The organism is Winogradskyella sp. UBA3174, assembly GCF_002364335.1.
Lineage (GTDB): Bacteria > Bacteroidota > Bacteroidia > Flavobacteriales > Flavobacteriaceae > Winogradskyella.
Genome location: NZ_DEXW01000025.1, coordinates 198,500 through 222,809, shown reverse-complemented (window position 1 = coordinate 222,809; position 24,310 = coordinate 198,500). Strand labels below are relative to the sequence as shown.

The following is a 24,310-nucleotide window of genomic DNA, read 5'->3' as shown; positions in this document are numbered from 1 at the left end:
ACCTTCACCAGCTTTTATCTCCTCTGGATTTTTTGAGTTTAACAATTTACCAATATAATACGTATTTACAATGGCAATATCGCCTTCACCAGCAACTACTGCTTTTATTTGGTCTCTATCGTTTCCTTTTGGTTCGCGTGCCATATTGTCTACCACTCTTTCTGCCCAACTTTTTGCTTTCCCTTCACCATCGTTAGCAATAATCGAAGCCATTAACGATTGGTTGTAAATGTTTTGAGATGAACGTACTAAGATTTTATTTTTCCATTTATCGGTTGCTAAATCTTCGTAAGTTGAGAGTTGTTCTGGTTTAATTCTGTCCTTTGCATAGGCAATAACACGGGCTCTTTTTGTCAATGCAAACCATTGGTTATCCTTATCCTTTAAATTTGAAGGAATGATTTCATTCAAAATTTTAGAGTCTATAGATTGTAATAAACCTTTGTCTTTTGCTCTCACTAAACGACCAGCGTCAACTGTAATTAAAACATCTGCTGGGGATTGTGCGCCTTCTTGGGTCATTTTTTGCATCAATTCATCAGCACTTGCATTTACCACATTCACTTTTATACCTGTTTGCTTTTCGAATTGCGTAAATAAGTCTTGGTCCGCCGGATAATGTCTGTGTGTGTAAACATTCACTTCGGTTGTTTCATTTGTAGATACTTCATCCGAGGCTGCTTCTGTTGATTTTTCGTTTTTACAGCCAACAAAAATTAAGGCTAATACGAGAAGTTTTAAAATATTATGCTTCATAGTTTTCAATTTTTAATGTTTAGGTTTATGTTTATGTTTATGTTTATGTTTATGTTTATGTTTATGTTTAAATTTTGAATTCTAAGGTCACAAACAAACTGCGCGGTGCAGCAGGAATAATGCCTGGCCCTGGATAACCTGTTGCTCTTTGGGTAAAGAACATCTCGTTAGTGAAATTATTTACTCCTGTTTCTAGGGTGAATTTTTTGAATCGATATCTTAAGGATAAATCAAAAACTCCATAAGCGGGAATGGCTCCAATAATACCGCTCACATTATCATTTCTATCTTGTGGTGCATTAGAGGCATCTGAAAACTGACTTGACAAGTAAGAATATTGAAGGTTTAAGAGTACATTTTTGTAGCCCATATTCAATCCTGTTCTCAGATTAATATTTGGTACAAAAGGGAGTTCTTTACCTTCAACACCAGGGATTTCAGAGGCGGTAAATTCAGATTGTGTAAAAGCAAAATTGACATAATAATTAAGCTTAAACTCATTACTATTTGGAAAAATGGTTTCTCTAACATTCCAGTCCACTAAACTTTCAAAACCATAAATTATTGCTGAACCAATATTTCCACGAAACCTAACAATACGTCCATTTTCCACGGTTTCTCCAAAGGCATTTACGCGTGTTGCTGTACGAATAACTTCATCGATTCTATCATCATAAAATAAGCCAAATACGTTGGCATCGTATGATAGTAAACGTTTGTAGCGTCCGCGAATTCCCAGACCTGTTGTAAAGCCTTTTTCATCGGCAATATTAGGATCGACCTGAAATGAAGGATTTACAATCCTAATATCGCTAAAAGTGACAGAACGGTAATTTTGTGAAAAATTAGCATAGCTTTCAAACGACTCATTTGGCTTAAAACTAAGCCCTAAACCCATTAGTAAAAAAGAACGGTCTCGGGTTCGGTTATCCTCAAAAGTATTGTCTAGCAACGGATTACCAGCTAGATCCCTATTAACGGCACGATAGGTACCTTCACTTTCTGTTTTTATATATTCAAAACGAATGCCAGGTGTAATAGATAGCTCGTCAGAGACATAAAAAATATTTTCTGCAAATAAGGCCATATTGAGGTTAGGAAAGTTAAAATCGGACTGCCTTAATTCTGTTGGAAGATCTTCAACTTCATAATCTATAAAGTTAAAATTGGCATCATTTCCGGCTGTTCCTGGCCCCTGACGTTCCTCATTAAAGGCTTGGTAATACTTAGCCCCTACTAATATGGTCGATTTTTTACGACCAAGGCTATAGTTTTTTAAGTAACGTAACTCTGCTCCCCAATTTCTAAATTCCCCAACTTGTAAATCTCGCGGTTCGTCTAGATCATCAATTTGGGATACGCGATTAGTTCTAAAACCAATAGCACTACGAGAAGAATTCATTCCCCATATTATGGCATTAAAACGTTCATCCTCAGAAAATTTGTGAGTAAATTTCGCGGTTAATAAATTCCAATTCACCTCAAACCAATTTCGAGTTCTGTTACTAAAAAAAGGATCCCTTTCAAACTGAACATCTGTTAAACCACCTGCCTGTTGTGCTGTATAACTCAGATGCGTATATTCAAGTCCAATAGACGTTTTATCTGATATTTTATAATTAAGATCTGTAAAGGCATTAAAAGCCTCTAGGTTCATATTAGCTCGTGGTGCCGCATTCAAATTATTCTTATAAGACACAAATGTATAATGGCTAAATTTACCATTGGTGCCACTAACACTATTAAAGGTAGAATAACCACAATTGGTATCATAGCTTTGGCGCGTCACTATTTCTAAAGGCTTTGCTGATGGTGATTTGAGCTTAAAATTAATAAGACCGCCAAATTGGGTGCCATATTGTAATGACGCTGCACCACGAATAATTTGAATTTCTTCCATAGCCTCTACAGGCGGTGTATAGTAACTCTCTGGGTACCCCAAAACATCGGCACTAATATCATAAGAATTTTGACGCACATTGAAATTGGCAGTTCGATTCGGGTCTAGACCTCTGCCGCCAATAGAAAGCTGTAAGCCACAATTGGTACTTTCAAAAATATTTAAACCAGCGACTTGCGCGTAAATTTGCCGTGCATTACTGTTCGATTTATTACCTACAATTTGATCTACCAAAATAAATTCGTTCTTCTTACCAGCGTATATCGTCATCCCTTCCACATCGTTTGCCCGTTTTAAATCAAAGACTTCTCTTCGTTTCGCCTGAATAATAACTTCAGAGAGTTTATTCATTCCGTTAATAGATACACTTACGTCCTTATTGTCAGTTAAAACAAATGTTTGTTCATGCCAGAGACCATTTTCATTATAGAAGATAATGGTATGCACTCCAAGTAGTAAATTTGTGAGTACAAACTCACCATAAGCATCACTAACCGCTTCTTTACCAGACGTTTTATCATATAATTTAATAAAGGGCAATGGTGTTTGAGTTTCTGAGTCTATAATAGTACCAGATAGCTTGTACTGCGCCATCAACGCGCCACTAAAGGAACACAATATAAATAGTATAAGTTTATTAAAATCCATGTATGGTATCTTTAAAAGGTAATAACCAGTCTTTATGACTAAAGGACTCAGTCACTTTGGTTAAATCAACGGTAGGATCTACAAATTGCTGGCTTAAGCGTCCGTTTAATGCAATGTAGCTCTCTGCATAAACTTCAGGGTTTTTTATGCCTTTTTCTTTGTAATGCTTCTCCAAAAAATGAGCAAATTCTAGAATAAAATCTGCCTGTGTTCTCAATTGCTTCTGTTGATATTCAGTCAAAAATTTATTGTGTTCGACATAAAACCAGTTGCCTGTTTTAGGATTTACAATTTTATACTGTACATACCCCCCTTTTTCTATGAGCATAACGCGCCAAGAGTAGCGATACCCTTCTTCTGTCCAAAATAATTCGTTAGGATATAGCATATACCGAAATGGAACAACGAGTTGAAACGCAAAAAAAGCAACAAATATGGTAGCTAACAGCCTGTTTTTAACATTAGGAGTCCAGTACAAAGTCTGAGTCTCATTTAAAAAATTGATTTTGAAGAATCTTCTAAAAAAATTGATAATTTTTTCATGAACGCCCCCACCAAAGAAGATAAGCGTCGAACAAATCATGACGTACGGAAAAATCCCTATTGGAAAAAGTACGCGCGTGAGCACATGAAAAATCACAACTAAAACAAATCCAAAAATGCGTGTTCTTTTAAACAAAAGAAGAAAAGGAATTGATAAATCGTATAGCATTCCAAACCAACTCATTGCATAATGCACCCATTCTTTTTGAAAAAGATCACCAATAAGTGGCAAATAGTAACGCGACGGTAACCAGATTTGTAAAGGCATCGCTCTAAGTAACCAATCTGTATTTATTTTTGCTAAACCAGCATAAAAGTAAACAACACATAACATGAGTTGAATCACAAGAATATTGTATCTCGGGATTTTACTAAACGCCATTTTAGAATTCCGGTAGGCATCTATCGAGAAATAGCAATTTGCAGGTAAAAAAATGAGTAAAAACCCAATGATACTAACAAAATAGTAATGATTAAGATAATATGTTTTATCAATAAGTTCACAATAAGTAAAGCTTAGAAAAAATAAAACAGTTGCGATTTTATACTTATAGCCTAGAGCGATTCCTAGTGCCGATAAAACTATTACTGCGTAAAGGATATAGGTATATTGACCAAATGCTGTGACAAATTCAAAACCGTAATACTTAAAGTGAAAATTAGGCTCTATATAATATTTGTTGACCCAACCTTGTGATACAAATCGCAAGGTCGAAAAAATCATTAAACAACCAAATAAAATCCGAAAGACCGCAAGTGGTGCGGCCTTTACAGGATTTTGTAAATATGTAGTGTATTTTTTTAACATAATTTAATCACCATCACCACTTTCAAATTCAAGGTCTATGCTCAAGGCTGAAAACATATCTGATTTTAACAAAACGACATTTGCCTGTAATTCTTCAAAAGCAACTAACATCAAATTATTATTTGTATTAATTTGATTGATAAAATTAGCATCTAAATTTGATATGGCTATTCTTGACACCTCAAACTGATTGTTAATCATGAGTGATAAATCCTCTCCATTTTTCATGGTATTCAAAAAGTTTAAATAGCTTGATAGACTTTCGCCATTTGTTGTGCCGTCAAAATGTGCTCCATTAAAAAAATCTTGAAAGGCATTTAAAGCTTCTAAACATAAGGTCCTAGACAAATCTTTTTTATAAAATGCTTCTACATTTTGTGGTAAACGTGACCCCTCAGAATACACTCCCGAAGGAATACCAACTTTTCCATTTCTCAAAGTGACCTCATAATAGAACATCCAGTTATTTAATAATTTATTCGTTGAACTGTTTGAAGCCGCACCACTATTGTTTACAAACGTGTCTCTATAATCTCCTTCCCATGATGCAACAACCTGATCTGTAATTGTATTTATACGATCTACAAGGTCTGTGAGATAATTTACATAGTTGCTAGAATTTACATTGCTAGTGTAAAACTCAAGAATTTGGGCATCACTCTCTGCAAGGCCAAATAACAAGTAATCTAAAGCAGGTAAACCTTGCTCGTTATTAGCATTAACGGACTGCAAAGCATAATTACCGGTGCTAATGTTCGTGTCAATTTCACTAACGTTTGCGGGATAGGTATTAAGAAAACTCCTCATAAAGGTAGTTTCAGCTGGTCCGATATTAAACATTGATATATTCTGCCAAGCGATATAAGCCTGTTCCCATTCTTGGCGCACGCTATTTAAATTAGTTTCGTTTGGCTGCGACTCAAAAGCATCTACTGCTGCTTTTAAAGCGTCAACGTCCGAACTAAAAGCTTGATAAGATGGAATTATAATATCGTCTGCCCAATTAATAAGCATTGCTTGTCTATCAAAATCGTCCGTGCGTTCAGAAACAGAGTCGTCATCACTACAACTCCAAACAATAGCGGATAAGCACACTATTATAAAAGGGAAAATCAATCTAAAATTTTTCATAGCTCCGTTTATTTTATAAAATGGAAACCTACTATTTGAGCAAGTTTCCATTTTTTTGTGTTAATATATTTTTATGGGTTATTATTTACAAAGAAACTTGTAACCTCAGCATCAGTGAAATTATAAATCGCTTGTAAATCGGCTATGACCGCATCAAGATTTGCAAATAAGTCTATTTCATTTAAAAACCTAAAGCTCTCAGGTGTTTGTCCTTCAACTGCTAAGAAATCTGATAAGATAGCATCGATTTCAGTATCGGTAATCATTTTCTCAGAAATTCCTTTAAACCCATGAGCAAATGCAACACCTTCGGCATAAGCATGAAGGGCATTACCTAGAGCAACATCTTTAGCGGGACCATCTGCTAAAGCAAATGCAGCAGTTAATTGAACTTTTGTCGCATGGCAATAATAAATTACCGTAGCATAATTCGATAATTCCCAATTCATTAAGAAATCGTCAAGTTCTAGATCTCTTTCAATAGTAAAATCGCTACCAGCTTCAATAGCCGCTTTTGCTGTGATTAGATTACGCTTAATATCAAAGAAAAAACCTGTTTCAGCGGTAAGATTAGAACGTCTTCTTGAATAGATTGCCGCGGCAGTCGTGTTTGATACATCAAAAGCCGTATCTGCACCATGAATCTCTACTAATCGATCAATAGCTCCACTATCTTCAAAACCTGCACTACCGTTTTTGATACCGTTAACCACAGTAATTGCATGATTGTATAAAGCAGCACCAAAAGATCCTTTCTGTAACATTTGCTCTAACTCTAGACCATTTTCATCCAATAAGCGCGTTCCTAGAAGACCACCTTCTTGTCCTATCGCAGGTGAACCGCCAAAACCAGGGTTTTGAAATCCGTCTGAAGAGTTTGCAGAGGCTACTAACTCTACTAGCCAATCATTCATTAAAGCACGATAGCTCGGCAAGGTTACTGATGAAAGTGTTGCTGGATAAGGAATTTCAGCAACTGTTTCAATTTGAGCATTAGATTCTGCTGCATTGAAAGCCGAAGTCATTGTAGATAATTCATCTACAACCATATTTTCTGCTACGACGTTAGCATTAAAATTAGTTGACACATACTCGTCTGGTATCTCTAAAGTTGATGTTGATGGACCGTTATCGTCATCATCGGAACACGATGTAAATAAGCCACCTACTACCAATAGACTTAGCGCTATTTTTTTACTCGTACAGATTGTGTTTTTCATTTTGTTTTGTTTCATAATTACTACTATTTTAATCTTTTTTCTATTCTTATTAAGACTTGTTAAAAATAATTTCTGCAAAAATAAATGCCAAAAGACAGAACTCAAAACAAAGACTATTTGTATTATATATGATATTTATAAATAAAAGTTATGTAAAAATTTTATTGAGCTAAATTTAAATAAACTTTTAAACAGAGGTTAACCCCCTGATAATAGTGTTGAAATTTAAATGGAATAATGTCACCTTAATTAGGTCTTTAAGCGCTTTTAATTCTCGAAATGTTAAGTGTAGATCTTTATCTTCTTTTATCACTGGTGCAGATACTAACACAGTTGCTTAGGTTAAGTTCTATAAAAATACAAATGGAGTATTTACAGAAGATACAGACGGAGAAACTGGAATTAGCGGAACATATTTAAGTTCTACTGATTGGAGTGACTATGATAATGATGGCTATTTAGACTTTGTGTTAAGTGGACTTAACAGTAATGGAGATGCTAACACCAAAGTGTATATTAAAGAACAAGAAATTTTGGGTGTTAACGGTTTTGCAGAAAAGATAGAGCTTAGCATTCATCCAAGCCCAATAACTGATAAACAGCTAAATTTAGTCTATGACGTTACAACGCTAACTCATTCTGTAAGTAAAATCACTATCTACTCTACTTTAGGACAAAAGGTTTATCAGACTCAACTAAAAAATGACTCCGGTTTTTCTAACAAAAGTTTAAATCTTTCGTCTTTATCAATTGGGGTTTATGTGTTACAATTTACTTCTGGGAATCAAAGTACAACTAAGAAATTAATTTTAAAATAACCTAATAAATTATTCTAAATAAGAAGATTCTACTTCAATTACAATATAAGTTATAAACGAAAATATTAGTTAAAACTGATTTTAAAACTTAAATACTATAAAAGTAATAACAAAAATATTGATCGTATCAATGTTGATCTGTAATATCACTTATGCACAAAATTTCACGCAATTAAGTACAAATCTTAATGATTATTGGTATCCTTCGTCCGATAGGGCAGATATTGATAATGATGGCGATTTAGATCTTGTCATTTCGGGGGCTTTAGATACAAATGCTGATGAATTTGCTGATACAAGCAAAATTGATTTTTACGAAAACATAAATGGGACTCTAACACTAATGGAACAAGCAGATGTAAACGACTTACATTTAGGAAGTGTTATATTTATTGACATCGATAATGATGGCGACAAAGATTCAGATGGACTCTTCTACTATTTAACTGTAGTAACAACTGAGAATGGTTCTGAAATTGCCTCATATAAAGTTTATGGTAATTCTTGAACAATTAAAAACCTTGGCGACACGAGTTACTTTTGGGCTGTAAATGCTGTAGGTACTGGTTTTGTGTTTTCTGACAAAGCAACAAGTAACACTTTGAGTATTGAAAACATATCTAAGAGTGAAGCTTTTAATATCTATCCAAATCCATCAACAGATAAGCAAATCAAGTTAGTTTATGACGTGAATACTTTAAGTTTAGATAACAATGACGTATCAATCTATTCTACAACTGGTCAAAAAGTATTTCAAAATACGCTGAGTTCAAATCTAGGGTTTCAGAGCAAATTACTTGACTTGTCATCACTTTCTAGTGGTATTTATTTATTGAGGTTTACATCTGGTGAATTCACAACAAACATAAAAATTAATCTAAAATAAGCTCAACTAAAAACTATTGAAAGAGAGACTGTCTGACATGATAGTCATTTTTTATTAATGATATTCACTAAATATCTTTGTCGCTTCGTTATAAGAACTCTCAAAGGGCATCGCATTAAGGTGATGCGCTTTTTTCTGAGTAAAATAGGACAGCATTTTTTCGGTTGGCATATTACCAGTGAGTTCGTCTTTTGCCATTGGGCAGCCACCAAAACCTTGAATGGCACCATCAAAACGTCGGCAACCTGCTTTATAAGCTGCATCAATTTTCTCGAACCAAGATGTTGGCGTTGTATGCAAATGTGCACCGAATTCTATATTTGAATACGCCGGAATTAAATTTGAAAATAAATAATCAATATTTTCAGAATCCGAACTGCCAATAGTATCACTTAAGGATAAAATCCCAACTCCCATTTTAGATAGGCGTTCGGTCCACTCACCTACGATGTCCACATTCCAAGGATCACCATACGGATTACCGAAACCCATAGAGATGTAGACCACAACTTCTTTGTTCGTTTTATAAGCGATATCTAATATTTCTGAAAGCGTCACCACAGATTGCGCAATGGTTTTGTGAGTGTTACGCATTTGGAAGTTTTCTGATATTGAAAATGGAAAACCTAAATAATTAATTTCAGGATGTTTTGAAGCATCTGTTGCACCTCTCGTGTTTGCAATAATCGCAAGTAGTTTACTTACTGTTTTACTTAAATCTAATTGTGCTAAAACCTCAGACGTATCTACCATTTGTGGAATGGCTTTTGGAGACACAAAGCTACCAAAGTCAATGGTGTCAAAACCAACACGAAGTAACGACTGAATGTATTGTACCTTTTGTTCTGTTGGTATCCAATCCTTAATGCCTTGCATAGCATCTCGTGGACATTCTATTATTTTAACAGCTTTGTTCATTGGCTCAAATATACAGTTTACGAAATCGATTTCAAACTTTACAATAATATGAAAATGGCTATACCTAAAAAGACAACTATTTGTAGCCACTTTAAAAAAAGTCCAGATTTATTATGGTTGAGTGTGTAGCTCTTAATTTGTCCAGCCAATAAAGCAATAATTGAGAAAATGACAAATGATACCAGCATAAAAATGGCACCTAAAATATAAAACTGATAAAGCCTAGGTATTGTTTCACTAAATAAAAACCCTGGAAAAAAAGCTAAAAAGAAAATAGTGACTTTAGGGTTTAATACGTTCATAAAAAAACCTTGTACAAACAACCCTTTTAGACTTTTCTTTGGAACACTATCTGAATCCAAATTCAATTGGTCATCAGATTTAAAAACTTTGTATGCTAAATAGATTAGATATAATGCACCTAAAACCTTAATCCCTAAAAATAAATTCTCATTAGTTTTTATAAGTGCTGAAACTCCAAATGCTAATAAGGTTGTATGAATTATGCAACCAGTAATTAATCCGCAAACGGTTGCCAATCCATGAGATTTTCCGTTGGTAATACTTTGTACCAAAACATAAATATTATCTGGTCCTGGCGAAATGGCCAAGGCTGATGTTGCTCCTATAAATGCTATTAGTATGTCAACATTCAAATTATGTGTTTTTTAATAATGATGTATTGATGTCTTTAATCAATTGAGGGCCTTCATAAATAAAACCTGTATAAACCTGAACCAAATCTGCACCAGCCTCTAATTTTTCTAAAGCATCTTCTGCAGAATGTATACCTCCTACTCCAATAATAGGAAAAGCTTTACTACTTTTATCTGCTAAATATTGAATCACTTTGGTTGACTTCGCTTTAATAGGTTGTCCGCTTAAACCACCATTCCCAATCTCTTCAAGTCTTTGATTATTTGTTTTTAAGCCAGTTCTATCAATGGAGGTATTACTTGCTATTACACCATCAAGATTAGTTTCGGCAATTAATTCTATGATTTCATCTAATTGCACATCATTTAAATCTGGTGCAATTTTAAGTAGAATTGGTTTTTGTTTATTAAAAGTAGTATTCGCTTTTTGTACCGTAGAAATTAACTCTAATAAATAATCCTTATCATTTAATTTGGCATGACTTCCAACATTTGGACAACTTACATTCAATACAAAATAATCGACATAAGGATGTAAGGCGTTAAAACAGTCTAAGTAGTCTTTGGTATAATCTTCGGGTTTGGTTTGTGTGTTTTTACCAATATTTCCTCCAATAATTAGTTGTCCTTTATTTTTTTTGAGTTGAGTGATCGCAGCATCTAAACCTTCATTATTAAAACCCATTCGGTTAATAATACCTTTATCCTCTTTTAGTCTAAATAGACGTTGCTTAGGGTTTCCTTCTTGTGCTTTTGGTGTTACCGTTCCTATTTCAATAAAACCAAATCCGAAGTTTGCCAACTCATTATACAACACTGCATTTTTATCGAAACCTGCTGCTAAACCTACTGGGTTTTTAAATGTAATACCAAATAATTGGCGTTCTAATCGTTTGTCTTCAACAGCATATAAGCTTCTAAATAAGCCTTTAAAACCAGGGATTTTAGAAATTATTCTAATTAAAGAAAAGGTGAAATAATGAACTTTTTCTGGATCGAAACAGAATAAAATTGGACGAACAATTAATTTATACATGGCAACAATTTTGTATTGCAAAAATAAACAAAAGCATAGACTTGTGCCTTAAACATCTGTTGTCTATTTTTGAGTATAATCTCAATACAATATGATATCTAAACAACATATAATAGAACGCTTTCTTAGTTACGTTACTATAGATACAGAGTCTGATCCAAATTCTGACACCACTCCAAGCACAGTAAAACAATGGGACTTAGCGCATAAATTAACTGAAGAGTTAATTGCTATGGGAATGAAAGATGTCTCTATAGATGAGAATGCTTACGTTATGGCAACACTTCTCAGTAATGTTGACCACGACGTGCCAACAATTGGGTTTGTATCGCATTTTGATACGACTCCAGATTTTACAGGTAAAGATGTAAAGCCAAGAGTTCTTGAAAATTACGATGGTAAAGACATAGTGCTTAATGTTGAAGAAAACATCATCTTATCACCAGATTATTTTGAAGATTTATTACTCTACGTAGGCCAAACTTTAATTGTTACCGATGGTACTACGCTCTTAGGCGCAGATGATAAAGCCGGAATTACAGAGATTATGTCTGCTATGGAATATCTAATTCAGCATCCTGAAATTAAACATGGCAAAATTCGTGTTGGTTTTACACCAGATGAAGAAATTGGACGCGGAGCACATAAGTTTGATGTCGACAAATTTGGTGCAGATTGGGCTTACACGATGGATGGTAGCCAGATTGGAGAATTAGAATATGAAAATTTTAATGCAGCAGGAGCTGTTATAAAAGCGAAAGGTAAAATTGTACATCCTGGTTATGCTAAAGGTAAACTAGTAAATTCTATGTATTACGCTATAGAATTCATTAATACACTTCCAAGGCTTGAAACACCAGAACATACCGAAGGTTACGAAGGCTTTTTTCACTTATATAGTATTAAAGGTGAAGTTGAAGAAACAACGCTCGAATATATTATACGAGATCATGATAAAGCTAAGTTTGAGGCTCGTAAAGCATTGATGCATAAAATAGTTACTGACTTAAATACCAAATTTGAAGCTGAAGTCTTTTCTATAGAAATTAGAGACCAATACTTTAACATGAAGGAAAAAGTAGAACCAGTAATGCACATTGTAGATCTTGCAGAACAGGCGATGGAAGCCATTGGTATTACACCACTTATAAAACCCATACGTGGAGGAACTGACGGTTCTCAACTCTCATATATGGGATTACCTTGTCCAAATATTTTTGCAGGTGGACATAATTTTCATGGACGTTATGAATATGTACCAGTAGAAAGCATGCAAAAAGCTGTGGAAGTTATTTGTAAAATTGCTGAGTTGGCTGCTGAGAAGAAGTAAGCGGTTCTTGGTTCTTGGTTCTTGGTTCTTGGTTCTTGGTTCTTGGTTCTTGGTTAAATAAACTAATAAATAATTTAAAAAAAAAGGCTGTTCAAAATAATGAACAGCCTTTTTATATTATATAATACAACAACTTATTTTACAACAGCTGGTGTATTTAGTTTTCTACTCATTTCCATTGAGATTGCAGAACGGTCAAACTTTATTTTTCCGGCTAATGTCTCGATAACACAACTGCCATCCTTATCGTTTAACTCCATGACTTTACCATGCATACCACTTTTAGTAATAACACGATCGCCACGTTTTAATTCGCTTGCAAATTTCTTTTCTTGTTTACTACGTTTCATTTGTGGTGCAATCATAAAGAAATACATCACTGCAAAAATCGCAATAAAGGGTAAAATTGAACCTAATCCTTCCATTAAAGTCTAATTAATCGTGGTTATGTCCTTCGTGACCAGGTTGTGCAGATGACTTTACAACTGAGTTACCACCATTAGCAATAGGATTAACTATTGCTGTACCTGGTTGCTTAACTGCAGCATTAGGGTCTTTCTCTACAAAAGCAGAAATCTTTACAACCTCAGAACCTTTTTCTGAATTTGTTGTCATTGTAATAGATTTAGAAACTTTATTACCGTTTCCTTTTCCATTAAATTTTACTGCAAATTCACCAGTTTGTCCTGGGTCAACTTCTCTTGTCCAGTTAGATGGTACAGTACAACCACATGTACTTTTAATGTTACTAACAACTAACTTAGAATTACCAGTATTTGTATATTTAAATATTGTTTCAACAGGTGTTCCGTTTTCAATAGTGCCAAAATCGTGCTCTATTTTGTCAAATTTAACTACTGGAAAATCTCCTGCGTTAGCATCTCTTTCTGCTGCAATTGCAACATTATCAGATTTTACTTTACTAGCAGCATCTTCTTTACAAGATGTAAAGGCTACCATACATAATGCTCCAAGTCCTAAAATTACTTTTTTCATCACTGTTATTTTTAATTAATTATATTCTATTTATTGTATCAGCTAGCAAAGGTAACAATTATTTTAATGAATTAAAATTTTTAAACATTTCTTAACGTGTCTACCTTCATTGCTATACCTATTATTAAATCAAGCCTCGACCCGATTTTAAGTCCATATTATTAGCTTGATACTCTTTTACTATTTTATCTAATATCCCATTAATGAACATACTACTTTTTGGTGTAGAATACTCTTTGGCTATTTCGAGATACTCATTAATAGTTACTTTAAATGGAATAGAAGGAAATTTTTGAAACTCACAAATCGCCATTTTTAGTAGTACTCCGTCAAGGCTAGCTAAACGATCACCATCCCAGTTTTTAGCTTTATTAGTAATCTCTTCTTTAAACTTAGAGCTGTTTAATAACGTCTTAATCAATAAATCTGAAGCAAACTTTTTATCATCTTCGTCTTTATATAAGTCTGGTAATAATGTTGTGTCTGGAGATGTTAATTTTAGTTTCCTAAAAACTTTTAAAATTGCAGTATTCACAACTGGTAAATCATCTACCCAAGTTAATCTCTTATCTTCAAAATAGTCGTAGAGTTTTTCATTAGGCGCAATAATTTCTGTGTAAACAGCTATTATAAACTTCTTGTCTGTTGCAAAAGACACCTCTTCGTCAGCCATATAATCTTCATACAAGGCACTCTTGAGTATAGATTTAAAAACAATATCAACATATTCAAAATCTAAATCCCAAAAATTTAATTTACGCTTAGTAATATGCTCTTGCAGCATCTTATTTCCACTTATTAAATGTAAGAGTTGGTTGTCTTCAAACTTAACTCCACTAACATTGTGTGACGCTGTGGTCGAAAGTTTATTCCCAACTTTGGTATTATAGTCTTTACTCTTTTTATGAATCTCCGTTATTAGAGCTAATATTGACAGGTATAAATCGTACATGCTATCTAAGCTGTGAAGTAGAAATTTTTCATCTTTAGAAAAGTCATCACTCTCTGTTCCTTTAAAAGCATACATGGATTGCATTACTTTTATTCTGATGTGTCTTCTGTTTAGCATGGTGTAAAGAACTGGCTTTTTATTGTGGTTTAAAAAAAGGTGAACCGTTTTAGATTCACCTTGCAAACATACTATTATTTAATTCTGAAATAAAACTTAAATAGTGTCTATTTAGAATTTTCTCTCTTACGTGTTTCAATTCGTTCTCTAGCAATATTTAAAGCTGCGTTGTGCGTTGTTAAATTATTCACTTTTGCATTATCTAAAATCTCTAGAGTGGTATTGTAAATGTTTTCAGTCTTACGCATTATTTCTTGTCTATCATAATTCTCTAATTCTGCATAAACATTAATAATTCCGCCTGCATTGATTAAAAAATCTGGTGCATAAACGATGCCTATATCTTGCAAAATCTTGCCGTGTTTAACTTCATCTGCCAATTGGTTGTTAGCAGCACCTGCAACAATTTTAGCTCGTAATTTATATATAGTATCGTCATTTACGGTAGCTCCTAAGGCACAAGGTGCATAAATATCCATAGGTTCACTGTAAATATCATTACCACCATAAATAGTAGCTCCATACTTAGAACGCACTTCTTCTAATCGCTCTTGACTAATATCTGCAATAGTTACATTAGCACCTTCGTTAACTAAATGCTCTACTAAAGCTTCACCAACATTACCAATACCCTGAACAAACACACTTTTATCCTCTAAAACGTCAGATCCATACTGAAACTTAGCAGCAGCTTTCATTCCCATAAAAACTCCATAGGCTGTAATTGGGGAGGGATTACCTGCACCACCCTTGCTTTCAGAAATACCAGTTACATAAGGTGTTACTTCTCTAACAGTATCCATATCTTCGGTTGCCATACCAACATCTTCTGCCGTAATATATCTCCCGCTTAAAGAATGTACAAATTCACCAAAACGCCTCATTAATTCTGGTGTTTTTTGAGTTTTAGCATCTCCAATAATAACTGCTTTTCCTCCACCTAGGTTTAAACCAGTAATTGCAGATTTAAATGTCATACCACGCGATAGACGCAATACATCATTAAGTGCTTCCCACTCGTTGTTGTATTGCCACATTCTAGTACCTCCTAATGCAGGTCCTAAAACTGTATTATGAATACCAATAATAGCTTTTAAACCAGTATCTTTGTCATTGCAAAATACTATTTGCTCATGATCATCGAATGAATGTTGACCAAACACTGGGTCCATTTTTTTTAACTCCTTTGGAGTGATTATATTTGAAGTCATTTGAGTTAAGGTTTAAGGCTGTTTTATGAATCTTTAAAAAACAGAGAGCAAAAATAAATTATAATTAAAGGATTAGCAAAATATTAACCACAAAATAAGATTATCATAATACTTTTGCCAAACCAAATTCAATATGAAAGCATTAAAGCATCTAAATAAGTACTTTTTCAAATATAGATATCGTTTAATAACTGGCATAATAATTACCATTATAGCTAAAGTATTTATGCTGTTTACTCCAAGATTAGTTGGTGATTCAATTAATATAGTTGCAGAGCGACTTGCTGGTAAAATAACACAAGACGTTTTTGAGAGTGAATTATTATTGAATGTTCTATACATTATTGGAGCCGCAGTTGTTGCAGGTGTTTTTACTTTTTTAATGCGTCAAACCATTATAAATGTATCTCGTTACATTGAATATGATCTTAAAAATGAAATCTATCAACATTACCAAGTTTTATCTCTAAATTTCTATAAATCTAATAGAACAGGCGATTTAATGAATCGTATTAGTGAGGATGTTGGTAAAGTACGCATGTATGTTGGGCCAGCTATTATGTACACCATGAATACAATAACATTATTTGTTGTAGCCTTGATTTACATGACAAGCACAGCGCCAAAATTAACCTTGTATACACTATTACCACTCCCCTTATTATCTGTTGCTATTTACCAACTGAGTAGAATGATTAATAAACGCAGTACAATTGTTCAGAAGTCATTATCTACATTATCTACATATACACAAGAAACATTTAGTGGTGTTTCAGTCATAAAATCTTATGGTATTGAGCCAAGGACAAATACTGAATTTACAGGTCTTTCTAATGAAAACAGGCAAAAGCAAATCGATTTAACTAAAGTTCAAGCTTTATTTTTTCCGTTAATGATTCTTTTAATCGGTATTAGTAACCTCATTGTTATTTACGTAGGAGGTATGCAATATATTGATGGTGAGATAGAAAATATAGGAACTATAGCTGAGTTTATAATCTACGTAAATATGCTAACATGGCCAGTAGCTACTGTCGGTTGGGTAACGTCATTAGTACAACAAGCCGAAGCATCACAAGAACGTATTAATGAGTTTTTAAAAACACAACCAGATATAAAGAATACATCTATTGAATTAACACCTATTAAAGGTGATATTGAATTTAAGAATGTTTCTTTTATATATCCAGACACTAATATTGAAGCTTTAAAAGACGTTAGCTTTTCCCTTAAATCTGGTGAAACACTTGCTATATTAGGAAAAACAGGTTCTGGGAAATCTACCATATTAGACCTAATAGGTCGACTCTACGATATAAATAATGGTAGTGTTTTAGTCGATGATAAAATAATTTTAGACTTAAATCTTTATAGCCTTAGAAAAAGTATAGGTTACGTACCACAAGATGCGTTCTTATTCTCAGATAGTATTAAAAACAATATTAAATTCGGTAAAGAAGATGCAACCGATGACGAAGTTATTGAAGCTGCTAAAAATGCAAGAGTGCATAAAAACATAACAGGTTTTACCAAAGGTTACGATACCGTTTTAGGTGAGCGTGGAATTACACTTTCGGGTGGACAAAAACAACGTGTCTCTATTGCACGTGCTATTATTAAAAAACCAGACATTCTGTTGTTTGATGATTGTTTGTCTGCCGTTGATACAGAAACTGAAGAAAAAATTCTTAAAAATTTAGTAAAACTCACCAAAAATAAAACGACGATTATAGTAAGTCACCGTATATCATCTGCTAAAAATGCTGATAAAATAATAGTTTTAGATGATGGTAAGGTTATTCAGACCGGAAACCACGAAAGCTTAATAAGTATTAAAGGCTACTATAAAGAACTTTATGCCAAACAACTCTCTGAAAAAGAAATGTAATAATTAGTTGGTTACTTTACTTTTTTTTAAGATTTTTGAATTGAAAACATAAAATATAAGATTGAGCTATGAGTGATTATGAAATGATGGACAAAGAAGAAATATATTCTAAAGTACTTCGTGCTGGGAGAAGAACTTATTTTTTTGATGTTAGAGCGACTAAAGCAGGTGATTATTATTTAACGATTACAGAAAGTAAAAAGTTCACCAACGACGATGGTTCTTTTCATTACAAAAAGCATAAAATCTATCTTTACAAAGAAGACTTCACAGAGTTTAGAGAGATATTAGCCGAAATGACAGATTACATCATCAATGAAAAAGGTGAAGAAGTTATAAGTGAGCGTCACCAAAAAGATTTTAAGCGCGATGATGATTTTGTTGCGAACGAAGCTAAAACACCAGAAGACACAGAACCAAGTATAGATAGCTTTACTGATATCAGTTTTGATGATATTTAGTATAACTACTGTTAAATTATAATAAAAACCGTTACGCTTCGTAACGGTTTTTCTATTTTTAGAACTTAACTAATCATCCTTACATTTATGCAACGTATTGCTCTACTGCTATTTTTAGCAACCTCAACTTTATTTTCTCAATCTCAAACAGACTTATCGTACTACTTACCACAAGATGTAACTTACGACACAAGCATACCAACTCCAGAAAGCATCGTTGGTCATAAAGTTGGAGAATGGCATATAACACACGATAAGTTGGTACAATATATGTATGCATTAGCTGAAGCATCAAACCGCATTACGATTGAGGACAGAGGAACAACATTTGAAGACAGACCTTTATTACTAATGACCATAACTGCTCCTGAGAATCATAAAAATATAAGCGCGATCCAAACCGCACATATTAAAGCCACAGAATCAAACGATGCAAATACAGAGAATAGACCAATAGTTGTTTATCAAGGATTTTCAATTCATGGTAACGAGCCAAGTGGGTCTAATGCGTCTTTGTTAGCTGCTTATTATTTAGCTGCTGCACAAGGTTCTAAAATTAATGATCTACTCAGTAATACCGTTATTTTATTTGATCCGTCTTTAAATCCAGATGGTTTACAACGTTTTGCATATTGGGTCAATACGAATCGAAATAGTAGTAAGAATCTTAATCCAGATCCAAACGACAGAGAATACAGCGAAATTTGGCCTGGTGCACGTACTAACCACTATTGGTTTGATATGAACAGAGATTGGTTACCAGTTCAACTACCTGAATCTAGAGCACGTATAAAAACATTTCATAGTTGGATGCCAAATATTCTGACCGATCACCATGAAATGGGTACGAATGCTAGTTTCTTTTTTCAACCTGGTATTCCCTCGCGTACACATCCTTTAACTCCAAAATTAAACCAAGAATTAACTAAAGGTATTGCAACCTATCATGCAAAGGCATTAGACAAAATTGGTTCTCTGTATTATTCTGAAGAAAGCTTTGACGACTTTTATTATGGTAAGGGTTCTACCTTCCCAGATATTAATGGTGGTATTGGTATTTTGTTTGAACAAGCTAGTTCTCGTGGTCATATACAAGAAAGTGAAAATGGAATATTAACCTTCCCTTTCACCATAAAGAATCAGTTCACAGCTGCTTTATCGACACTTGAAGCTGCTAATGGTATGCGAAAAGACATACTAGACTATCAGCATAATTTCTTTAGTAATGCACGTAAAGAAGCGTCTAAAGAAGGAAACAAGGCCATTGTTTTTGGTGATGAAAAAGATGCTGCAAAAACCTATCATTTAGCAGAAATACTAAAACGACACAATATTAAATTTCATAATATAAAATCAGATTTTTCAGAAAACGGAAAAAACTATAAAAAAGGTTATAGTTACGTTGTACCAAAAAATCAGAAAAACACAAGACTAATTAATGCTATGTTTGAGAAGCGCACAACGTTTCAAGATAGTTTGTTTTACGATATTTCTGCTTGGACATTTCCATTAGCTTTTAACCTAGATTATACTGAGACAACAACAGCTAATGCTGGAAACGTTGTTGAAGATTTACAGCATTTAAGAGGAGGAGTCAATACAAAAAGCGACTATGCTTATTTACTAGAGTGGAATGAATATTACACTCCAAAATTTCTAAACCAAGTTCTAAAGAAAGGCCTTAGGGCTAAAGTGAGTATGAAGTCATTTAAAGCAAATGGTAAATCTTACGATTATGGTACGATAATGATTCCTGCTAAAAATCAGGATATGTCAACTTCAAAAATTTATACGTTTTTAAATAAGATGGCTCAAGAAAGCCATATTAATATTGACGCTGTATCTACTGGATTAAACGAAGGTATTGATCTAGGAAGCCGAAATTTCAGAGCTTTAGAATTACCTAAAATTGCCCTTTTAGTTGGTGATGGCATTACCTCTTACGACGCTGGCGAAATCTGGCATTTATTAGACACACGTTATGATATTATAGCAACAAAGCTAGACACTAAAAGTTTTGGGCGTACAGACCTCAGTAGGTACAATACAATTATAATGGTGAACTCGTCTTTTGGATTAAACGACGGCAATACAGAAAAGATGAAATCTTGGTTACAAGATGGTGGTACTTTAGTGGCTTATAAAAATGCATTACGTTGGTTAAATTCTAAAAAGCTAATGACTATTGACTTTAAGAAAAGTAAACTCGTTGCTAAAAACATCAGCTATGAGCAACGCGGAGACTTTAGAGGAGCCCAAGTTATTGGTGGTGCTATTTTTGAAACGCAACTCGATCGCTCTCATCCTATTAACTTTGGGTATAAAAATGCGACGTTACCCATGTTTAGAAATTCAACTTTATTTATAAAAGCTGATAAAAACAGTTATAACAATCCAATACAATACACTAAAAACCCTTTATTAAGTGGTTATATCTCAGAAGAAAGATTAGACAGTATAAGTAGTAGTGTGCCTTTAAAAATTAGTAATGTAGGTCGTGGCACTATTGTGGCATTTACAGATAACACTAATTTTAGAGCCTTTTGGTATGGTACTAATAGGTTGTTAATGAATGCTATTTTCTTTAGGGATGAGATGTAGCTGTTAGCGAGAATAATTAATTATGTTACTTTGAGTGATTTTCGATATTTATTTCTAAACATTACGACATCTATATTAAAAGAAAAACCAAATAGAAATCTATTGGGTTTTTCTTTTAATGACAAATCTTATAAGTCATTTTGATAGTTAGTTAAGATTTTTAATCCATCTTCACTTTCTTTTAATTTTTCATCTATATTTTTATAAATAAGCTTACTTCCAAAAAAAGTAAAAACAAACAATAGTAAACTACCGCCAACTATACCTATGCTACTGACTAAATCTAAAACAGCGTCTGCACCTCTAGTCCAGCGATAGAAACCTAAACCTGCTGTAACCATCCAAATACTAACAATAGTGAGATCGTAAATAGCAGTTTTTGCAGTATGCATTCTAAATTTATAGATTTCTTTTTGTAAGGCAATGATGCTCAAACTTCCTAAATCTAATTTCTTAAGTGGGCCATGTTGAAAATATGAAAAAATCATTGCGGCTGCCCCAAGTCCGACTATAAACACATAAAAATAAGTGCCCCAAGCTTTATACATTAAAAAGATAGAACCTAATGCATATACTAAAGCCATGTTTTTCCCAGCAAGTGAGATTTTTAAAAATTTATCAAACGTACTAGATGCTTTATTAAACTCTAGTTTTTTTATTTTTTCTTCATTGACGCGAACACGATCTTCGAGTGTATTCATGTCTTCTTTCCAAATATTTTTTATATCATCTATATTCATAAGTTCTAATTTGTTTAAGATGTTAGCTCTTGCTTCCATCGGTTTTTAATACGACTAATCTTAGTCGCCACATTGGTTTTTGAAATCCCCAAAACTTCAGCTATAACTTCGTAATCCTTATCTTCTAAATAAAGGAACATTAATGCTTTATCAAACTCATTTAGAGCCAATAATAACTTACGCAACACCTCTTGTTCGTAACTCCTTTCACTAGTCTCAGGCACTGGTGTAAACTCAAGCAAACCTGTATCTAATCTTACAGTTCTACCTTTTGTTTTAAACGTTTTACGATAATGCGAAATAGCAACATTCATAGAAATACGATACAGCCATGTAGTCATAGCATATTTATCGTTGTATGTCTCTAGAGATTTCCAGATCTGGATTAAAATTTCCTGCTCTAAATCCTTTTTATCATTTTCTTCAATACAGTACATTGTGATCACTTTATATAAAATGCCTCTGTACTTTTGAATGATTTCAATAAATGTTGCTTTCTTACTCAAGCTATTTTGTCCTTTGGGCTTACCTAATTATTCGCAGAAGATTTCAAAAAATCACAAAACGATGAAAAAAAATTAAAAATAAACGATCTAAATGTGAAGAACACAATTAGTAAATGGCGAAATTAATTTACAGTACTACCATTCTTAACCGTATTTTCAGGATGTAAAAGAAAAACATCGTCTTCTTTCACAGCACCTATGACTAAACATTCGCTTATAAAATTGGCAATTTGTTTTTTTGGAAAATTCACCACAGCGACAATTTGTTTATTAACTAAATCGGCTTTCTTATAAAGCATAGTGATCTGAGCAGAGGATTTTTTTATACCTAAATCTCCGAAATCTATAGTGAGTTGGTACGCAGGTTTGTGAGCATTTGTAAAGTCTATGACTTCTAAAATTGTACCAACACGTAAATCTACCTTTGTAAAGTCTTCAAATGTTATTATCTTTTCCATATATATTATCCATAAAAAAGGATATCTCATTAATTAAAAAATAAAGATAATAAATCTATGTCATTAACACCTTCTAACATGTTGCCTCTGGGAACCTCAGCACCTGACTTTACTTTAACAGACACTAAAGATGATAAACAAAAATCTTTAAGTGACTTAAAAGGCACCACAGGGACTTTAGTTATGTTTATCTGTAACCATTGCCCTTTTGTAATCCTCGTGAATGAACAATTAGTGGCATTGGCTAATGATTATAAATTAAAAGGTATTACTAGTATTGCTATATCTAGTAATGATGCAGAAAATTATCCGCAAGATGGGCCAGAATTAATGAAACAACATGCAAAAGAAAATAATTATCCATTTTCTTATTTGTATGACGACAACCAAGACGTTGCAAAAGCTTATGATGCGGCTTGCACGCCAGATTTCTTTTTATTTGATGGTGATTTATCTTTAGTATATGCAGGTCAGTTAGACGATTCTAGACCTGGTAATGGTAAACCTGTAACAGGAAAAGATCTAAGAGCAGCAATAAATGCTTTAATAAATAATGAGTCTGTGAATTCTGAACAAAAACCGAGTATGGGTTGTAATATTAAGTGGAAGTAATTGTGTAAAAACAAAAAGTTACTCATATCCTTTAAATAGTTAAGGATAAAACTATATTTATAATTATATAATACGTTGTACTTTATTACCACAGAACAATTAACAATGATAAAAAATGAATCATTGAGAAATAACTAAAGGCTAACATTTATATATAACAAATAAAAAAGTACTACTTCCACAACACAAACAACCTCAATAAATTTGAAACAAATAGAAACAAAACGTCTAATCTTAAGACCAATAACAGAAGATGATGCACAAGACTTCTTTGAGTTAGACGCTAACCCAAATGTTCATATCTATTTAGGTAATAATCCTGTAAAGACTATAGACCAATCTAAAGCTGCAATAGCTAATATCTTAGAGCAATATAAAACCAATGGTATTGGTCGTCTCGCAATTATAGATAAAGCTACAAATACTTTTTTAGGCTGGTCTGGTTTGAAATTTGAACAAAACCTACGCAAAGCATTCGATTATTATGATCTTGGTTACAGACTTAAAGAACAGCATTGGGGAAAAGGCTATGCTACAGAAGCTGCTATAGCATCATTGGATTATGGTTTTAAAGATTTAAAACTCAAAGAAATTTGTGCGGCTGCAGATATTGGCAATATAGCTTCTAATGTTATTCTAAAAAAAGTTGGTCTAAAACCTTCTGGTCAATTTACGTATGAAGGTGATGTGTGTAATTGGTATATCATTCAAAATCCTTATTACTAAAATTACAAAACCTCATTTCTGGGGCTTTATAATTAATTAAAAAGGCTTAAACCTTTTTATTAGGTATTTATTTACTATTGTTCTAGCTTAAAATTAATTGGTTTTGGTGGAGTTGGTGTTATATTCAAAACTATAATAGGAATATCATCCTCTATTTGATCTGCCAACATTAAGATATCAGTCTTAGTAGCATTTTTGTCGTAAGTCTTATGTTCTAAGACTAAATATGTTAAGATTAACATTACGTTTAAGCCAATAGCAAAATATAAACTACTGTTTCGACCGATATTGGCTTTTGAGTTTTTCTTGAGTTTCATGACTTTTAATTTTATAATCTAAAGCTAATCATCAGATATCACAAAAGATATGATAAAAGTCATAATTACTTAAAA

Annotated in this window: 25 protein-coding genes; 9 read left to right on the top strand and 16 right to left on the bottom strand. The window is 33.3% G+C overall.

What is annotated here, in order from left to right; translation table 11 throughout:
* The 5 genes from B2U95_RS03535 to B2U95_RS03515 form a co-directional block, all read right to left on the bottom strand.
* The coding region (locus B2U95_RS03535) for an extracellular solute-binding protein (RefSeq protein WP_296312901.1) at positions 1 to 756 on the bottom strand (756 nt) is incomplete at its 3' end.
* Between the two features lie 67 nt (positions 757 to 823).
* Positions 824 to 3,304: a TonB-dependent receptor domain-containing protein gene (locus tag B2U95_RS03530; RefSeq protein WP_296312900.1), complete on the bottom strand. Its 2,481-nt coding sequence runs from the start codon at positions 3,302 to 3,304 to the stop codon at positions 824 to 826.
* A complete protein-coding gene (locus B2U95_RS03525) occupies positions 3,294 to 4,655 on the bottom strand; it encodes an HTTM domain-containing protein (protein ID WP_296312897.1) in 1,362 nt (453 codons plus the stop codon). The genes B2U95_RS03530 and B2U95_RS03525 overlap by 11 nt, the downstream gene beginning before the upstream one ends.
* A gap of 3 nt (positions 4,656 to 4,658) precedes the next feature.
* Positions 4,659 to 5,786 carry an imelysin family protein gene (locus B2U95_RS03520; protein ID WP_296312895.1) on the bottom strand — a complete coding sequence of 376 codons (1,128 nt, stop codon included), beginning with the start codon at positions 5,784 to 5,786 and terminating at the stop codon, positions 4,659 to 4,661.
* Positions 5,787 to 5,857: 71 nt separating this feature from the next.
* On the bottom strand, positions 5,858 to 7,021 hold the full coding sequence (locus B2U95_RS03515) for a hypothetical protein (RefSeq protein WP_296312892.1): 1,164 nt from the start codon (positions 7,019 to 7,021) through the stop codon (positions 5,858 to 5,860).
* Between the two features lie 452 nt (positions 7,022 to 7,473).
* Between B2U95_RS03515 and B2U95_RS03510 the strand changes: the two genes are divergently transcribed.
* From B2U95_RS03510 to B2U95_RS03500, 3 genes are all read left to right on the top strand, one after another.
* The gene (locus tag B2U95_RS03510) at positions 7,474 to 7,824 is read left to right on the top strand and encodes a T9SS type A sorting domain-containing protein (protein WP_296312889.1); all 351 of its coding nucleotides are present in this window, start codon (positions 7,474 to 7,476) and stop codon (positions 7,822 to 7,824) included.
* 130 nt (positions 7,825 to 7,954) lie between these two features.
* Positions 7,955 to 8,332 (top strand): hypothetical protein, encoded by a 378-nt coding sequence (locus B2U95_RS03505; RefSeq protein WP_296312887.1) that lies wholly within the window; start codon positions 7,955 to 7,957, stop codon positions 8,330 to 8,332.
* A 93-nt stretch (positions 8,333 to 8,425) separates the two neighbouring features.
* Complete coding sequence (locus B2U95_RS03500; protein WP_296312885.1) at positions 8,426 to 8,710, top strand: T9SS type A sorting domain-containing protein; 285 nt, start codon at positions 8,426 to 8,428, stop codon at positions 8,708 to 8,710.
* Between the two features lie 54 nt (positions 8,711 to 8,764).
* Here B2U95_RS03500 and B2U95_RS03495 read toward each other — a convergent pair whose 3' ends face one another.
* From B2U95_RS03495 to B2U95_RS03485, 3 genes are read right to left on the bottom strand one after another with little or no spacing between them, the layout of a single operon-like run.
* Positions 8,765 to 9,628 carry a hydroxymethylglutaryl-CoA lyase gene (locus tag B2U95_RS03495; RefSeq protein ID WP_296312882.1) on the bottom strand — a complete coding sequence of 288 codons (864 nt, stop codon included), beginning with the start codon at positions 9,626 to 9,628 and terminating at the stop codon, positions 8,765 to 8,767.
* 38 nt (positions 9,629 to 9,666) lie between these two features.
* A complete protein-coding gene (locus tag B2U95_RS03490; RefSeq protein ID WP_296312881.1) occupies positions 9,667 to 10,284 on the bottom strand; it encodes a LysE family translocator in 618 nt (205 codons plus the stop codon).
* Between the two features lies 1 nt (position 10,285).
* The gene (locus B2U95_RS03485; protein ID WP_296312878.1) at positions 10,286 to 11,320 is read right to left on the bottom strand and encodes a quinone-dependent dihydroorotate dehydrogenase; all 1,035 of its coding nucleotides are present in this window, start codon (positions 11,318 to 11,320) and stop codon (positions 10,286 to 10,288) included.
* Between the two features lie 91 nt (positions 11,321 to 11,411).
* On the opposite strand from B2U95_RS03485, the gene pepT reads away from it, so the two are divergent.
* Positions 11,412 to 12,650, top strand: a complete 1,239-nt coding sequence (gene pepT / locus B2U95_RS03480) for a peptidase T (protein WP_296312876.1) — start codon at positions 11,412 to 11,414, stop codon at positions 12,648 to 12,650.
* Between the two features lie 134 nt (positions 12,651 to 12,784).
* Here pepT and yajC read toward each other — a convergent pair whose 3' ends face one another.
* From yajC to B2U95_RS03460, 4 genes are all read right to left on the bottom strand, one after another.
* On the bottom strand, positions 12,785 to 13,075 hold the full coding sequence (gene yajC, locus B2U95_RS03475) for a preprotein translocase subunit YajC (RefSeq protein WP_296312873.1): 291 nt from the start codon (positions 13,073 to 13,075) through the stop codon (positions 12,785 to 12,787).
* Between the two features lie 10 nt (positions 13,076 to 13,085).
* The gene (locus tag B2U95_RS03470) at positions 13,086 to 13,646 is read right to left on the bottom strand and encodes a DUF1573 domain-containing protein (RefSeq protein WP_296312871.1); all 561 of its coding nucleotides are present in this window, start codon (positions 13,644 to 13,646) and stop codon (positions 13,086 to 13,088) included.
* A 124-nt stretch (positions 13,647 to 13,770) separates the two neighbouring features.
* Positions 13,771 to 14,715, bottom strand: a complete 945-nt coding sequence (gene nusB, locus B2U95_RS03465; protein WP_296312868.1) for a transcription antitermination factor NusB — start codon at positions 14,713 to 14,715, stop codon at positions 13,771 to 13,773.
* Between the two features lie 107 nt (positions 14,716 to 14,822).
* Positions 14,823 to 15,926, bottom strand: coding sequence for a Glu/Leu/Phe/Val family dehydrogenase (locus B2U95_RS03460; protein ID WP_296312866.1), 1,104 nt, complete (start codon positions 15,924 to 15,926; stop codon positions 14,823 to 14,825).
* A gap of 133 nt (positions 15,927 to 16,059) precedes the next feature.
* On the opposite strand from B2U95_RS03460, the gene B2U95_RS03455 reads away from it, so the two are divergent.
* The 3 genes from B2U95_RS03455 to B2U95_RS03445 all read left to right on the top strand — a co-directional run bounded on the left by B2U95_RS03455 (position 16,060) and on the right by B2U95_RS03445 (position 20,876).
* On the top strand, positions 16,060 to 17,814 hold the full coding sequence (locus B2U95_RS03455; protein ID WP_296312864.1) for an ABC transporter ATP-binding protein: 1,755 nt from the start codon (positions 16,060 to 16,062) through the stop codon (positions 17,812 to 17,814).
* Positions 17,815 to 17,882: 68 nt separating this feature from the next.
* Positions 17,883 to 18,275, top strand: a complete 393-nt coding sequence (locus B2U95_RS03450; protein ID WP_296312859.1) for a PUR family DNA/RNA-binding protein — start codon at positions 17,883 to 17,885, stop codon at positions 18,273 to 18,275.
* A gap of 87 nt (positions 18,276 to 18,362) precedes the next feature.
* Positions 18,363 to 20,876 (top strand): M14 family zinc carboxypeptidase, encoded by a 2,514-nt coding sequence (locus B2U95_RS03445; protein WP_296312857.1) that lies wholly within the window; start codon positions 18,363 to 18,365, stop codon positions 20,874 to 20,876.
* A 128-nt stretch (positions 20,877 to 21,004) separates the two neighbouring features.
* Here the strand turns inward: B2U95_RS03445 and B2U95_RS03440 are convergent, their stop codons facing one another.
* The 3 genes from B2U95_RS03440 to B2U95_RS03430 form a co-directional block, all read right to left on the bottom strand.
* Positions 21,005 to 21,655, bottom strand: a complete 651-nt coding sequence (locus B2U95_RS03440; protein ID WP_296312854.1) for a hypothetical protein — start codon at positions 21,653 to 21,655, stop codon at positions 21,005 to 21,007.
* Positions 21,631 to 22,122: an RNA polymerase sigma factor gene (locus B2U95_RS03435; RefSeq protein ID WP_296312851.1), complete on the bottom strand. Its 492-nt coding sequence runs from the start codon at positions 22,120 to 22,122 to the stop codon at positions 21,631 to 21,633. Before B2U95_RS03435 ends, B2U95_RS03440 begins: the two co-directional genes overlap by 25 nt.
* 122 nt (positions 22,123 to 22,244) lie before the next feature.
* The gene (locus tag B2U95_RS03430; protein ID WP_296312848.1) at positions 22,245 to 22,580 is read right to left on the bottom strand and encodes a tRNA-binding protein; all 336 of its coding nucleotides are present in this window, start codon (positions 22,578 to 22,580) and stop codon (positions 22,245 to 22,247) included.
* A 57-nt stretch (positions 22,581 to 22,637) separates the two neighbouring features.
* Here B2U95_RS03430 and B2U95_RS03425 point away from each other — a divergent pair, with 57 nt between their 5' ends.
* Positions 22,638 to 23,192 (top strand): thioredoxin family protein, encoded by a 555-nt coding sequence (locus B2U95_RS03425; protein ID WP_296312844.1) that lies wholly within the window; start codon positions 22,638 to 22,640, stop codon positions 23,190 to 23,192.
* Positions 23,193 to 23,396: 204 nt separating this feature from the next.
* Positions 23,397 to 23,918: a GNAT family N-acetyltransferase gene (locus B2U95_RS03420; protein ID WP_296312842.1), complete on the top strand. Its 522-nt coding sequence runs from the start codon at positions 23,397 to 23,399 to the stop codon at positions 23,916 to 23,918.
* A 74-nt stretch (positions 23,919 to 23,992) separates the two neighbouring features.
* On the opposite strand, the gene B2U95_RS03415 is transcribed toward B2U95_RS03420, so the two are convergent.
* Positions 23,993 to 24,235: a hypothetical protein gene (locus tag B2U95_RS03415; protein WP_296312840.1), complete on the bottom strand. Its 243-nt coding sequence runs from the start codon at positions 24,233 to 24,235 to the stop codon at positions 23,993 to 23,995.
* Positions 24,236 to 24,310: the final 75 nt, after the last annotated feature.